Origin of the sequence: Vibrio sp. MA40-2 (assembly GCF_047302445.1) — a bacterium.
Taxonomy (GTDB): domain Bacteria; phylum Pseudomonadota; class Gammaproteobacteria; order Enterobacterales; family Vibrionaceae; genus Vibrio.
This window is the reverse complement of sequence record NZ_CP178628.1, coordinates 984,872-999,820: the sequence shown is the minus strand read 5'-3', so window position 1 is coordinate 999,820 and position 14,949 is coordinate 984,872. Positions and strand designations below refer to the sequence as shown.

The following is a 14,949-nucleotide window of genomic DNA, read 5'->3' as shown; positions in this document are numbered from 1 at the left end:
AGGAGTGTTAATGCACACGTCAATTTCACAACGTATCGAAGCTTTACGTCTTTGGCTCACTACAAACAACTATGACGCTATAATTGTCCCACACGAAGATGAGTACCTTGGAGAATATCTTCCCCAGCACAATGAACGTTTGCATTGGGCCACAGGGTTTACAGGTTCTGCGGGTGTAGCTGTTATCACGCAAGACAACGCCGCAGTTTTTGTTGATGGGCGATATACTGTGCAAGTACAAAACCAAGTTCCCGATTCAGTATTCGAATACAAACATCTTATTGATGATCCTTATCTAAGCTGGGTCAACACGCAATTCACCAAAACGGCAATAATCGCATTTGACCCTAAAATGCATTCCGCTAGTTGGTACAGTTCAGCTTCCAGCCTTTTAGACAAACATATATCTTTAGCTGCAGTTGCACAAAATCCAATCGATCAGCTTTGGACAGATCGACCTATTGCCAAGCTAAGTCAAATGCGCTTAATGGACGACAGTATTTCGGGTCAATCATGTAAAGATAAACGAGAGCAAATCAGTGCTTACTTAACAAGCAACGACGTTGATGCCGCGATCTTAACTAAGCTAGATTCCATTTGTTGGCTATTAAACATCCGAGGAAGTGATATATCTCGCCTTCCTGTTTTACTCTCGCACGCCATCATTTATTCCGACGCTACCGTAGACTTCTTTTTAGATTCAAATAGAAAGGTTGACGGGTTTGAAACACATGCAGGTATCGGTGTAACGATAAAGCAGCCTGACCAATTGCAGCAGTGCATTGATGATTTAAGTCACAAAAGAGTAATTCTTGACCCTACTTCAAGCAATGCATGGTTTAAATTAGCAATGGACTCAGCATCGATAAACGTTATAGAAAGTCCTGATCCATGCTCATTGCCCAAAGCACAAAAAAATAACGTCGAGACCGATGGCATGAAGGCCTGTCATGTTCTAGATGGCATAGCGATGGTTAAATTTTTACGTTGGTTAGACGAAGAAGTTGCAGCTGAACGGTTACATAATGAAGCTATAATATCAGACAAACTTCAAGCATTTAGAGAGCAAGAACCTAGCTTAGTAGATTTGAGTTTTGATACTATCTCAGCTGCGGGCGCTAATGCAGCAATGTGCCATTACAATCATAATGATCAATCTACACCCGGAGCACTATCTGTTGACTCCTTATATTTAGTCGACTCTGGAGGTCAATATCTAAACGGAACAACTGATATCACTAGAACCGTTGCTATAGGTACACCATCACTAGAGATGCGTACTTTATTTACATTAGTTTTAAAAGGTCATATCAGCCTAGCCAGTGCTGTCTTCCCGCATGGCACAACGGGTAGCCAGTTGGACGTTTTAGCTAGAAACCATCTATGGTCTAAAGGATATGATTACGATCATGGGACTGGACATGGTGTAGGTCATTTTTTAAGTGTTCATGAAGGACCGCAAAGTATTTCTAAAAAGCCTAATACCGTTGCGCTACTACCAGGAATGGTGCTGTCTAATGAACCTGGATATTATCGCGCTGGTCATTTTGGTATTCGTATCGAAAATCTAGAGCTTGTGGTTGAAAAGAAAACGAACGGTGATTTTTCAGCGCTGGGATTTGAATCCCTGACTCTCTGTCCTATTGACTATAGAAATATAGAGGTGGAATTTCTTACTGATAGTGAACTAAATTGGTTAAACCAGTATCACCAAAAAGTATGGGACGCTTTACACATACATTTAGACCAAGATGACACAAGATGGTTAAGACAAGCTACTATGCCTTTAAGTCGCTAATTTTATAAATTAGCCTCCAGACTTAACATGCAGTACACAAATGTACTGCATGTTTCACGTGAAACACTATCGTTTTTTTGTTATTTTCCAGAATAGACTTTATCCCAGTCAGTCCAAACTGGATGCAGCCCTGCCTTCATAATAGAATCAGCCACGATTAGCGCGCTACGTTCGTCACTTATAGCAAATTGCTCTAGTTCCTCTTGGTTGGAGGCATACCCTCCTGGTTGCGTTTTCGATGCCGCGGACATATTCGTTATCCCTAACGACAGGACGTTATCTCTAAACTTAGGTGACTCCCTAGTTGATAAGGATAATTCAACTTGCTGATTGAATATTCTATAGGCGCAGATAAGCTGAACAAGTTGTTTGTCACTCATATTTGACTTAGGAGTGATACTGCCTTCACACGGCCGTATCCGAGGAAACGAAATAGAATAGCTAGATTTCCAATAATTTCGTTCCATATAATTGAGGTGGGAGGCGGTTAAGAAAGTATCTACTCTCCAATCTTCTAGTCCAATCAGAGCACCAAGTCCAATTTTTTTGACTCCTGCCCTAGCCAACCTGTCGGGAGTGTTAACTCTAAACTCAAAATCACGCTTATTACCTCGTAAATGATGCTGGGCGTAAGTAGATGGATGATAAGTTTCTTGGTAAACCATCACTGCATCGACACCTAAGGACACCAATTCTTGGTAAGCTTGTTGCTGCATTGGTTGCACTTCAAGTGCAACATAGTTAATTCTTTTTTTTATGACCGGAACAACTTGCTTAAAATACTCTAAACCAACTTTGGTTTCATGTTCGCCAGTTACTAATAAAACACTATCAAATTTCATCCCGACAATTACATCAACCTCCTTCTCTATCTCCTCCACAGTAAGAACCTTTCTCTTAATTCTGTTGTCCATAGAGAAGCCGCAGTAAGTACAAACGTTGGCACAAAGGTTTGAAAGGTATAGTGGTATGTACAGCGACATCGTATTACCAAAGCGTGTTCGAGTGATCTGCTGAGACTTAACCGCCATTTGCTCTAAAAACGGTTCTGCAGCTGGCGAAATCAATGCTTTAAAATCTTCTAGTGTAGGTTGCTCAGCCAGCAAAGCTTTACGCACATCATTAGCAGATTTAGAATATATCGATAGGTTTACGTCATCCCAAGCTATAGAGGCTAGCTGGTCGTAATAGTTCATAACTGACCTACTCATCAAGAAAAGAAGTAAGAGGGCTTGATGCCAGAGCTCGCGGAGATTGACAAGCTAAACCCGACTCGTAAGCAATTCGACCTGAAGTCACAGCCATCTTAAAAGCTATTGCCATTTCAACCGGATCAGCTGCTGTCGCTATAGCCGTATTGACCAATACCGCATCTGCCCCCATTTCCATAGCGTAAGCAGCATGTGAAGGTGCGCCGATACCAGCATCGACCACAACCGGAATATTTGCTTGGTCGACAATAATTTTAATAAATTCATTAGTAACGAGCCCTTTATTTGTACCAATAGGCGCGCCTAAAGGCATTACTGCTGCGCAACCTACTTCTTCTAAGCGTTTACACAGTACAGGGTCTGCATGGCAATAAGGTAATACAACAAAGCCAAGTTTCACTAACTCTTCAGCAGCTTTGAGTGTTTCTATCGGGTCAGGCAACAAATACTTGGGATCGGGGTGAACCTCCAATTTTATCCAGTTAGTTTGTAGCGCTTCTCTAGTTAATCGAGATGCAAATACCGCTTCTTGGGCATTCTTAGCACCAGACGTATTAGGCAACAAATTAATGTTAGCAGCCAAAAGTGGACTTAATATATCGTCTTGTTGATCTTCTATGTCTATACGCTTAAGCGCCATCGTTGCTAGCTCAGATCCGGATGCAAGGATTGACTGTGCCATTACACTGCTATTGGCATATTTCCCAGTACCAATAAACAAACGCGATTCAAATGTTCTATCTCCGATTGTAAGCATAATTAACCTCCTGCTATAGCTTGAAATACTGATATTTTCTCAGCTTCAGATACAATGTAACTATCGAGCTCGTTTCGATTAATAATGCGACTTCCGACAGCAACTGCGGAGCCATTCGAGCTCAACCCCATTAACGCAATCACTTCAGCCAAAGACATGTTTTTGGCAACGTTGACTGCTTTCCCATTCACTTCTAATTCGATGTTGTGGTCCACTTAAAACTCCTTATCCATACACACAACGCAATCGATATTCCGCTGCATAACAAACTTATTCCATTTCATATCCAATCCGTCAAAACAATGGAGCTCATTTTGTGTAGTACTGTCTACATTGGCTATCAATCGAATCGATAGCAAAGCTTGCATTGATCCAATCACACCTACGATAGGGCCAACTACTCCCAACGAGGAACAATTGACATTACTTTGCTCTTCCGTGCTAGGAAATAAGCATTCATAGCAAGGTGCGTCTCTATGATTGTTAAAGATAGCAACCTGCCCTTGCCAATTAATTACAGAACCAGAAACCAACGGTGTTCTATGTAATACACAAGCTTGGTTAATCTCTTTTCTAGTTCTAAAATTGTCGGTGCAATCAATGACTAAATCACTAATCATTGTCTCTAACTGTAACCTTTCACCGAATAGGTTTTGGTCAATAGCAACAGCGTTACAGGATGAGTTCAGCGCAACTATTTTTTTACACAAGCTGTTAGCTTTAGAATTACCGATCTCGTGTTCGGAATAGGCAATCTGTCGTTGCAAGTTTGAACTTTCTACTTTGTCGCCATCTGATAATACCAATTTACCGATACCAGAAGCCGCGAGATATAATGCGACGACATTGCCCAAGCCGCCACATCCAACGATTAAGACGCGTGAATGTTTAAGTTTTTCTTGACCACCTAACCCTATTTGCGCGACGGAAATTTGCCGGCTATACCGCAGAAATTCGAAGTCATTTAACATGGTTAAACTCGTCATGGTTACTTTTGTTTGAGATAAGCGTAGACAAATAGCCAACTGTTTTAGTGAGGTCTGAACATTCTGATACCGCTCTAACAACTGCGATACCTGAAACCCCGGTTGACATTATCTGCTCTGCATTTTGGGTATCAATACCACCTATTGCAACTGTTGGTATATTGGGACATTTGGCCTTAATGAGTTGCACATAGGAACTTAGCTTATCCAGACCTTGTGGGTTGGATTTCATGACCTTAGTCGGCGTAGCAAATACATGACCTAACGCAACATATGAGGGAGAAAACTCAATCGCCCGCAGAATTTCATAGTAGCTATGAGTAGAAATACCTAAAGCTAGTCCGGCACAATGTATCGCATTTAAATCTGCACAATATAAGTCTTCCTGACCCAAGTGAACGCCATAAGCACCGTGTTTTACTGCCAGTTGCCAATAGTCATTTATAAATACTTGCGAGTTATAAGATTCGCCCATTGTTATAGCCTGAATGATCAGTTGTTCAATCTGACTAATACTCAATTTGCTATCCTTAACACGTAGCTGGATTATTCCAATACCTAAAGCCAATAACTCTTCTAGTAACGCCAGGTTATCTACTACTGGATATAGCCCTAGCCTATTACTACGAAGCGCCTTGAAATTGATATTTTTGCTATCGAATTTATGCCTACTAGTTTTGACAATTTGTTCTATATCAACAGTCGCATAAGGAAGGGTCAAATGATTCGACCATGTTTCACGTGAAACATTACAACAGACCATAGTATTAGCGACTAGAATTGCATCTTCTAACGCATAGCCAAGCACGACCAGTGAAATAAACCATGATAAGTGTCGCTGATTGAAATCAACTCTATCAGTAACCTGATAGTCATAGCTGATTTTATGAGCTATCTCGTCAAACCAGCTATCAACATAATGTCCTTCATGATTTGGGTCAGGAAAGCCAATAGTTACTATATTTTGACGCTGGATCAAAGCATGGCTAATAGTATTGCCTGGAGAATAACAAAGTTGTAAACAATCTTTTTTTGAAGCGGAGAGCTTACTAAACACTTGGAATTCGAATTTAGAGTAACCGTCAAAAATGGTGAAAATATCGGTATCAACAAGTGTAAAATCGATAGGATGAAGACAGTAGGCTACTTGTAAGTTCTTTGTCAACAAGTCAGAAAGCCACTGAAAATTTCGAGGAATATGGATATACACACTACACCTCTTCCAAGATAAGCTGAAATAATAGAAATAGCGGTGTATAGATAGGTAATAAAAAATGAAGTAAATTATGTGGCATTGCTTTTCCCTAAAGTAAATAAAACCTTGTCGGAAAAGCAACTAATAGGACATAAGTCGTCAGAATAATTGACTTAGGTAAAAATTGGCTTTCGCTTGTTTCCTTCGCAGGTATTATCCTGAATCAGGTTCTACGGATTCCGTTTTCACGGTCTCAGCCAGTTGGCACTCCGACAAGTCCTTCTATTATAGTTAAGCAGTCAAAGCATGCAACAGTTAAAAATAATTAACCTCTCACTAGCAATTGAAAACCCAACCAAGCAGAACAAATACTTAAAGACACATTTAATAATACGTTGAGGCCCATTTTGAAAAAGTCGCCTTGTTGTAACAACAAAACGTTATCCATAGAGAAGGTAGAAAATGTAGTTAGCGCGCCTAAAAAACCTAGACCGATAACTTGACGCCAAGGTATCTGAGATAGCATTTCAGTTTCAAAAGCAGCTATCAATAACCCCATAGCGAACGAGCCTAGAACATTAACAGCAAGCGTACCATAAGGAAAATCTCGACCGAATAAGCTGACGCATAACTCTGAAAGTAAGTAACGAGAACATGCACCAAAAGCCCCTCCTAACGCTATATATCCTAAAATAGAAAACTGTCCCATAAGTAACCAATGATTTATAAAGATAAGCCCATTCTATAGATTTAAGTGAAAATTAACCAATAAAAATCATGTAGCACACAGCATAAAGTTACATACTTTTAAAAAGTTACATGTGTCACTTTAACTGTACCCACAAACAGCATTTAATTTATGAATTATAAGGACAAAGATAAAAAACGTATAGATAATCAAACGCAAAAAAGCCTCAACATTTCTGTTGAGGCTTTTTAAAATTCTTACTAGATTTCAATACCAAATGGCGGAGTGGACGGGACTCGAACCCGCGACCCCCGGCGTGACAGGCCGGTATTCTAACCAACTGAACTACCACTCCACATGGTATTGGTGACACTTAATAAAGTCTTATTGGTACGCTTTATTAATGTTTGCCTTCATCTTCTCTAAAAAAGATAAAAGCGAATTAAAGCCTGGCGATGTCCTACTCTCACATGGGGAAACCCCACACTACCATCGGCGCTATTGCGTTTCACTTCTGAGTTCGGCATGGGTTCAGGTGGGTCCACAATGCTATGGTCGCCAAGCAAAATTTGGTATTAAACCTCCCGCTTGTGATAAAACTCGCTGGACTGCGTTAACTTGTTCTCTCTTTCAGTTACTTACCAATGTAAGCGCCTTCAATCGTTACTCAAGTTGCCTTACCAGCAAACTTTATCCCTGCGCTACCTAGAGCACTTGGGAAGTCTAAAAAACTTGGAAAGCTAATTATAAAAGTCTCATACACATTCAATGTTCTTTATTTGAGTCCACGACCTACACGGATGTAGGAAGTGCAGTAAATTGTCTGGAACAATTTCTGCCAAAACCCCTTGGGTGTTGTATGGTTAAGCCTCACGGGCAATTAGTACAGGTTAGCTCAATGCCTCGCAGCACTTACACACCCTGCCTATCAACGTTCTAGTCTCGAACAACCCTTTAGGACACGTAAAGTGCCAGGGAAGACTCATCTCAGGGCTCGCTTCGCGCTTAGATGCTTTCAGCGCTTATCGATTCCGAACTTAGCTACCGGGCAATGCCATTGGCATGACAACCCGAACACCAGAGGTTCGTCCACTCCGGTCCTCTCGTACTAGGAGCAGCCCCCTTCAATCTTCCAACGCCCACGGCAGATAGGGACCGAACTGTCTCACGACGTTCTAAACCCAGCTCGCGTACCACTTTAAATGGCGAACAGCCATACCCTTGGGACCGACTTCAGCCCCAGGATGTGATGAGCCGACATCGAGGTGCCAAACACCGCCGTCGATATGAACTCTTGGGCGGTATCAGCCTGTTATCCCCGGAGTACCTTTTATCCGTTGAGCGATGGCCCTTCCATTCAGAACCACCGGATCACTATGACCTGCTTTCGCACCTGCTCGAATTGTCATTCTCGCAGTCAAGCGGGCTTATGCCATTGCACTAACCACACGATGTCCAACCGTGTTTAGCCCACCTTCGTGCTCCTCCGTTACTCTTTGGGAGGAGACCGCCCCAGTCAAACTACCCACCAGGCACTGTCCTCATCCCCGATTAGGGGACTAAGTTAGAACATCAAGCATACAAGGGTGGTATTTCAAGGTTGACTCCACTCCATCTAGCGACGAAGTTTCATAGTCTCCCACCTATCCTACACATGTAGGGTCAATGTTCAGTGCCAAGCTGTAGTAAAGGTTCACGGGGTCTTTCCGTCTAGCCGCGGGTACACTGCATCTTCACAGCGATTTCAATTTCACTGAGTCTCGGGTGGAGACAGCGTGGCCATCATTACGCCATTCGTGCAGGTCGGAACTTACCCGACAAGGAATTTCGCTACCTTAGGACCGTTATAGTTACGGCCGCCGTTTACCGGGGCTTCGATCAAGAGCTTCGTCCTAAGACTAACCCCATCAATTAACCTTCCGGCACCGGGCAGGCGTCACACCGTATACGTCATCTTACGATTTTGCACAGTGCTGTGTTTTTAATAAACAGTTGCAGCCACCTGGTATCTGCGACTCCCAATAGCTCCATCCGCTAGGGATTTCACCGTCAAGAGCGTACCTTCTCCCGAAGTTACGGTACCATTTTGCCTAGTTCCTTCACCCGAGTTCTCTCAAGCGCCTTGGTATTCTCTACCCGACCACCTGTGTCGGTTTGGGGTACGATTCCTTATAATCTGAAGCTTAGAGGCTTTTCCTGGAAGTATGGCATCAATGACTTCATCACCGTAGTGACTCGACATCGGGTCTCAGCCTAATAATTTCCCGGATTTACCTAAGAAATTAGCCTACACCCTTGAACCTGGACTACCATCGCCAGGCCCACCTAGCCTTCTCCGTCCCCCCATCGCAATTATAAGAAGTACGGGAATATTAACCCGTTTCCCATCGACTACGCTTTTCAGCCTCGCCTTAGGGGTCGACTTACCCTGCCCCGATTAACGTTGGACAGGAACCCTTGGTCTTCCGGCGTGGGGGTTTTTCACCCCCATTATCGTTACTCATGTCAGCATTCGCACTTCTGATACCTCCAGCAAACCTTACAGTTCACCTTCAACGGCTTACAGAACGCTCCCCTACCCAATGAAGTAAACTTCATTGCCGCAGCTTCGGTGTATAGCTTAGCCCCGTTACATCTTCCGCGCAGGCCGACTCGACCAGTGAGCTATTACGCTTTCTTTAAATGATGGCTGCTTCTAAGCCAACATCCTGGCTGTCTGAGCCTTCCCACATCGTTTCCCACTTAGCTATACTTTGGGACCTTAGCTGGCGGTCTGGGTTGTTTCCCTCTCCACGACGGACGTTAGCACCCGCCGTGTGTCTCCCGGATAGTACTTACTGGTATTCGGAGTTTGCAAAGGGTTGGTAAGTCGGGATGACCCCCTAGCCTTAACAGTGCTCTACCCCCAGTAGTATTCGTCCGAGGCGCTACCTAAATAGCTTTCGGGGAGAACCAGCTATCTCCAGGTTTGATTGGCCTTTCACCCCTAGCCACAAGTCATCCGCTAATTTTTCAACATTAGTCGGTTCGGTCCTCCAGTTGATGTTACTCAACCTTCAACCTGCCCATGGCTAGATCACCTGGTTTCGGGTCTATACCTAGCAACTCGACGCCCAGTTAAGACTCGGTTTCCCTACGGCTCCCCTATTCGGTTAACCTTGCTACTAAATATAAGTCGCTGACCCATTATACAAAAGGTACGCAGTCACACCAAAAAGGTGCTCCTACTGCTTGTACGTACACGGTTTCAGGTTCTATTTCACTCCCCTCACAGGGGTTCTTTTCGCCTTTCCCTCACGGTACTGGTTCACTATCGGTCAGTCAGTAGTATTTAGCCTTGGAGGATGGTCCCCCCATATTCAAACAGGATATCACGTGTCCCGCCTTACTCGTTTTCACTTAAAATGACGTGTCGGTTACGGGGCTATCACCCTGTATCGCGATACTTTCCAGAATCTTCACCTGCATCATTAAAAGCTTAAGGGCTAGTCCAATTTCGCTCGCCGCTACTTTCGGAATCTCGGTTGATTTCTACTCCTCCGGGTACTTAGATGTTTCAGTTCCCCGGGTTTGCCTTATTAACCTATGTATTCAGTTAATAATACTAGCTTATGCTAGTGGGTTTCCCCATTCAGAAATCCCAGACTCAAACGGTTATTACTACCTAATCTGGGCTTATCGCAAGTTATTACGTCTTTCATCGCCTCTGACTGCCAAGGCATCCACCGTGTACGCTTAGTCACTTAACCATACAACCCCAAGAGGTTTCTTTTTACTGTCACTTACGTGACGATAAATAAGCGTATGGCAAACAACCAAGGTGTTTATTGTTGTCTCATTATTTGAATGAGCGAGACAACGTTCGATTTTGCCGGACTCAAATATAAACAGCTTTCGCTGTTTCCAAGAACACTTGAATGTGTGTTGGTACCTATCACTCATAATGAGTCATAGGATTTGAGAACTTTTATTTGAATAACAACCAATCAAAGTTGTTATTCGTCAGCTTTCCAAATTGTTAAAGAGCAAAGATTTTATACTTATTTAAAATAAGCCAAAACCATTTTTAAATATTCTCATCTGATACAGAGTAAAAACACTTAAAGATGGTGGAGCTATGCGGGATCGAACCGCAGACCTCCTGCGTGCAAGGCAGGCGCTCTCCCAGCTGAGCTATAACCCCATCAGTGGGTGTGGCTTGTGATAACTCATTTAGGATGAAATATTCTTTAGACAAGGCAAGTTGTAAGGCTGTGTACTTTAAGCACACAACGCGCAACTTAACGCAGCATAAAGGCAATTTGGTGGGTCTGAGTGGACTTGAACCACCGACCTCCCGCTTATCAGGCGAGCGCTCTAACCAGCTGAGCTACAGACCCATACTTGCTTTGGGCTTTTCAATAACCGAGATTGAGTTATCTCTCTTTACTTTCTAAACCTAATCAATCTGTGTGAACACTCATCAATCACAATCTTATCGTTTAAGGAGGTGATCCAGCCCCAGGTTCCCCTAGGGCTACCTTGTTACGACTTCACCCCAGTCATGAACCACAAAGTGGTAAGCGTCCCCCCGAAGGTTAAACTACCTACTTCTTTTGCAGCCCACTCCCATGGTGTGACGGGCGGTGTGTACAAGGCCCGGGAACGTATTCACCGTAGCATTCTGATCTACGATTACTAGCGATTCCGACTTCATGGAGTCGAGTTGCAGACTCCAATCCGGACTACGACGCACTTTTTGGGATTCGCACACTATTGCTAGTTAGCTGCCCTCTGTATGCGCCATTGTAGCACGTGTGTAGCCCTACTCGTAAGGGCCATGATGACTTGACGTCGTCCCCACCTTCCTCCGGTTTATCACCGGCAGTCTCCCCAAAGTTCCCGACATGACTCGCTGGCAATTAAGGATAAGGGTTGCGCTCGTTGCGGGACTTAACCCAACATTTCACAACACGAGCTGACGACAGCCATGCAGCACCTGTCTCTCAGTTCCCGAAGGCACAAGAAAATCTCTTTTCTCTTCTGAGGATGTCAAGAGTAGGTAAGGTTCTTCGCGTTGCATCGAATTAAACCACATGCTCCACCGCTTGTGCGGGCCCCCGTCAATTCATTTGAGTTTTAATCTTGCGACCGTACTCCCCAGGCGGTCTACTTAACGCGTTAGCTCCGAAAGCCACAGTTCAAGACCGCAACCTCCAAGTAGACATCGTTTACGGCGTGGACTACCAGGGTATCTAATCCTGTTTGCTCCCCACGCTTTCGCATCTGAGTGTCAGTATCTGTCCAGGGGGCCGCCTTCGCCACTGGTATTCCTTCAGATCTCTACGCATTTCACCGCTACACCTGAAATTCTACCCCCCTCTACAGTACTCTAGTTTGCCAGTTTCAAATGACCTTCCGGGGTTGAGCCCCGGGCTTTCACATCTGACTTAACAAACCACCTGCATGCGCTTTACGCCCAGTAATTCCGATTAACGCTCGCACCCTCCGTATTACCGCGGCTGCTGGCACGGAGTTAGCCGGTGCTTCTTCTGTCGCTAACGTCAAATGTTGCACGTATTAAGTACAACACCTTCCTCACGACTGAAAGTACTTTACAACCCGAAGGCCTTCTTCATACACGCGGCATGGCTGCATCAGGCTTTCGCCCATTGTGCAATATTCCCCACTGCTGCCTCCCGTAGGAGTCTGGACCGTGTCTCAGTTCCAGTGTGGCTGATCATCCTCTCAGACCAGCTAGAGATCGTCGCCTTGGTGAGCCATTACCCCACCAACTAGCTAATCTCACTTAGGCTTATCCAATCGCGGAAGGCCCGAAGGTCCCCTCCTTTCCCCCGTAGGGCGTATGCGGTATTAGCCATCGTTTCCAATGGTTATCCCCCTCAACTGGGCAAATTCCTAAGCATTACTCACCCGTCCGCCGCTCGACGCCAAATAGCAAGCTATTTTCGTTTCCGCTCGACTTGCATGTGTTAAGCCTGCCGCCAGCGTTCAATCTGAGCCATGATCAAACTCTTCAATTTAAGATTTTGATGTGTTTCTCTTTCCTAAGAAAGAAAAACGGGTCTCAATGAATACTGACTTCAAATTGCCTTTACTTCTTGGTAATAACCAAGCAGTAAATGCTATTTAAAGTTCCTATCATTCCAACAGAATGATAGATAAATAACTGTGCTTGATACTTAAGACACGTTAACTTAAAAAGCTAAAGTATCTGTCATCAAATTAGGTCACTGGTTCATTGATACCGTTGTGATTGTATATCCTAAGATACAAAATCGTGTCGATTATCATCAACAAGTGCCCACACAGATTGATATAGGTTTAAATTGTTAAAGAGCGTTGCTTCTTGGCTTTGCCTTGAAGCGGACGTGCATTCTAGCGATTTAAAGTGAAGAGTCAAATACTTTTTCAATTTAATTTCGAAAGGCTTTTTCAAGCAGCTCGTCTTACTGGTTTTAGCGGTAACCCTTGTGGGCTCTGCCGTGTCAGTGAGGCGCATTATAGAGAGCTGAATCACATTGGCAACCCCTTTTTGCACTTTTTGCTGATTTTTTTACTGTTCGAACAGTTTTTGTCCACTAAAGACTAGTTTTACTCACTTTACTCTTTATCTATACTCTATTTACTCACTTATCAAAGGATAAACTATGACTACTTTAAAGAGTTATAAAGGAATATCACCAGACATTGGAGAAAATGTCTATATAGATACAAGTGCTATATTAGTTGGACAAGTAGCAATAGGAGAGGATTCGAGCATTTGGCCATTTGTTTCGGCTCGAGGCGATGTTAATTCTATATCTATTGGCCGTCGTTCAAATATACAAGATGCCAGTGTGTTGCATGTTACCCACAAATCCGAAAAAAATCCCGAAGGATTTCCGCTTATTATCGGCGATGATGTCACTATTGGGCATAAAGTTATGTTGCATGGTTGCGTCATTCAAGATCGGGTTCTTGTTGGTATGTCGGCTATCGTATTAGATGGAGTAACAATAGAACACGATGTCATGATTGGCGCCGGTAGTTTAGTTCCGCCCAATAAAGTACTCAAAAGTGGCTATCTATATGTTGGCTCTCCAGTAAAACAGGTAAGACTGTTAACTAATGACGAACGAGCGTTTTTGAAAAAATCTGCTAGTAATTACGTCGAAACCAAAAATAATTACCTTTTAGAAATGAAACCTGTTATCTAATTTGGATTTGATCGAGATGATTAAACTGCTCATCTTCGATCATATCTTCTGCTATTTCTTCTATATCGAAACGATACTGCAAGAAAATATTCACTGCGTTAGATGAGTTTATCTCTCTAACACCAGAAATAGCGGCTAATTTTTGTTTAGAAATGCTGCATTCTATTAGCGTACCTGCATTCTGAGCATAGAACTCGACGATACTCAGCTCATCATTCCAATCTTGGATATCGGCAAACAAAATAGCTTGATTCATTATAGGCCTTCTAAGTTTTTTCTGAGTTCACGTAATATTTGCTTGGTTCCAGGGCGTAATCCACGCCACAGCATAAAACTTTCAGCCGCTTGACCAACCAACATCCCTAAGCCATCGTATGCTTGCGCAACACCATTGTCTCTTGCCCATTGATTGAATACCGTCATACCTGCTCCATAACTCATATCGTATGCGGTTGTGGTAGGACTAAATATACTGCTGCTCACATCCGGTAGTTGTTTGTATAAGCTAGCGGAAGTTGAGTTGATAACTAAATCAAAAGGCTCATTTACCCGGTCCATATGCTCAACATTAATCTTACCAAACGGCATAAATATTTCTGCCAGTTGTTCTGCTTTTTCAACGGTACGATTAACTAGAGTAAGTTGGTAAGGTTGTTGGTCTAATAGGGGTTTTATTACTCCTCTGGCTGCACCACCAGCACCCAATAATAAAATACGGCTATCTTTCAACGAAACCTGATATTGAAGGAGGTTTTGAACCAATCCTTCCCCATCAGTATTATCACCAATAATCTCGCCATCATCTAATTTTTTAAGCGTATTTACTGCGCCCGCTAATTTTGCACGCTCAGTCAACCGGTCGGCGAATTGGTACGCCTCTTCCTTAAATGGTGCAGTGACATTACAACCTCTTCCACCTTGTTCAAAGAATGCGGTCACAGCAGCTAAAAAACCATTTTCCTCAGGTTCACATTTAGAATACTGCATCTTTTGCATCGTTTGCCTTGCAAACAGTGTATGGATAAATGGAGATTTACTTTGTGAAATTGGATTACCAAATACTACGTATTTATCAATAGTGCTAGCCATATTCTTACCTAACCTGAACTTTTAAG

General features: G+C 43.3%; 10 protein-coding genes, 3 tRNA genes, 3 rRNA genes and 1 riboswitch. Of the genes, 2 read left to right on the top strand and 14 right to left on the bottom strand.

Annotated elements, in window-relative coordinates; all coding sequences use genetic code 11:
• Positions 1 to 10 precede the first annotated feature (10 nt).
• Positions 11 to 1,798, top strand: coding sequence for an aminopeptidase P family protein (locus ACLKML_RS12230; RefSeq protein ID WP_413285544.1), 1,788 nt, complete (start codon positions 11 to 13; stop codon positions 1,796 to 1,798).
• A gap of 80 nt (positions 1,799 to 1,878) precedes the next feature.
• On the opposite strand, the gene thiH is transcribed toward ACLKML_RS12230, so the two are convergent.
• The 12 genes from thiH to ACLKML_RS12170 all read right to left on the bottom strand — a co-directional run bounded on the left by thiH (position 1,879) and on the right by ACLKML_RS12170 (position 12,658).
• Positions 1,879 to 2,994: a 2-iminoacetate synthase ThiH gene (gene thiH / locus ACLKML_RS12225; protein ID WP_413285543.1), complete on the bottom strand. Its 1,116-nt coding sequence runs from the start codon at positions 2,992 to 2,994 to the stop codon at positions 1,879 to 1,881.
• 7 nt (positions 2,995 to 3,001) lie between these two features.
• Positions 3,002 to 3,766 (bottom strand): thiazole synthase, encoded by a 765-nt coding sequence (locus ACLKML_RS12220; protein ID WP_413285542.1) that lies wholly within the window; start codon positions 3,764 to 3,766, stop codon positions 3,002 to 3,004.
• Between the two features lie 2 nt (positions 3,767 to 3,768).
• Positions 3,769 to 3,981, bottom strand: coding sequence for a sulfur carrier protein ThiS (gene thiS, locus ACLKML_RS12215; RefSeq protein ID WP_413285541.1), 213 nt, complete (start codon positions 3,979 to 3,981; stop codon positions 3,769 to 3,771).
• On the bottom strand, positions 3,982 to 4,737 hold the full coding sequence (locus ACLKML_RS12210; protein ID WP_413285540.1) for a HesA/MoeB/ThiF family protein: 756 nt from the start codon (positions 4,735 to 4,737) through the stop codon (positions 3,982 to 3,984).
• Positions 4,727 to 5,962 (bottom strand): thiamine phosphate synthase, encoded by a 1,236-nt coding sequence (gene thiE / locus ACLKML_RS12205; protein ID WP_413285539.1) that lies wholly within the window; start codon positions 5,960 to 5,962, stop codon positions 4,727 to 4,729. Before thiE ends, ACLKML_RS12210 begins: the two co-directional genes overlap by 11 nt.
• 167 nt (positions 5,963 to 6,129) lie before the next feature.
• Positions 6,130 to 6,229, bottom strand: a riboswitch (TPP riboswitch).
• A gap of 43 nt (positions 6,230 to 6,272) precedes the next feature.
• Positions 6,273 to 6,656, bottom strand: coding sequence for a fluoride efflux transporter CrcB (crcB, locus tag ACLKML_RS12200; protein WP_413285538.1), 384 nt, complete (start codon positions 6,654 to 6,656; stop codon positions 6,273 to 6,275).
• A gap of 257 nt (positions 6,657 to 6,913) precedes the next feature.
• Positions 6,914 to 6,990, bottom strand: a tRNA-Asp gene (locus ACLKML_RS12195).
• Between the two features lie 92 nt (positions 6,991 to 7,082).
• A 5S ribosomal RNA gene (gene rrf / locus ACLKML_RS12190) occupies positions 7,083 to 7,198 on the bottom strand.
• A 296-nt stretch (positions 7,199 to 7,494) separates the two neighbouring features.
• A 23S ribosomal RNA gene (locus tag ACLKML_RS12185) occupies positions 7,495 to 10,384 on the bottom strand.
• A gap of 358 nt (positions 10,385 to 10,742) precedes the next feature.
• Positions 10,743 to 10,818, bottom strand: a tRNA-Ala gene (locus tag ACLKML_RS12180).
• Positions 10,819 to 10,937: 119 nt separating this feature from the next.
• Positions 10,938 to 11,014 (bottom strand) — tRNA-Ile (locus ACLKML_RS12175).
• A gap of 103 nt (positions 11,015 to 11,117) precedes the next feature.
• Positions 11,118 to 12,658: ribosomal RNA gene (locus tag ACLKML_RS12170) — 16S ribosomal RNA — on the bottom strand.
• Together the 16S, 23S and 5S rRNA genes with 3 tRNA genes alongside form the textbook arrangement of a ribosomal RNA operon.
• Before the next feature lie 627 nt (positions 12,659 to 13,285).
• Here ACLKML_RS12170 and ACLKML_RS12165 point away from each other — a divergent pair.
• Positions 13,286 to 13,834, top strand: coding sequence for a gamma carbonic anhydrase family protein (locus ACLKML_RS12165; protein WP_413285537.1), 549 nt, complete (start codon positions 13,286 to 13,288; stop codon positions 13,832 to 13,834).
• Here the strand turns inward: ACLKML_RS12165 and ACLKML_RS12160 are convergent.
• Positions 13,827 to 14,090, bottom strand: a complete 264-nt coding sequence (locus ACLKML_RS12160) for a DUF1488 domain-containing protein (RefSeq protein ID WP_413285536.1) — start codon at positions 14,088 to 14,090, stop codon at positions 13,827 to 13,829. The genes ACLKML_RS12165 and ACLKML_RS12160 overlap by 8 nt on opposite strands.
• Entirely contained in the window at positions 14,090 to 14,923 is an 834-nt protein-coding gene (gene aroE / locus ACLKML_RS12155) for a shikimate dehydrogenase (protein WP_413285535.1), read from the bottom strand. The genes ACLKML_RS12160 and aroE overlap by 1 nt, the downstream gene beginning before the upstream one ends.
• Positions 14,924 to 14,949 lie beyond the last annotated feature (26 nt).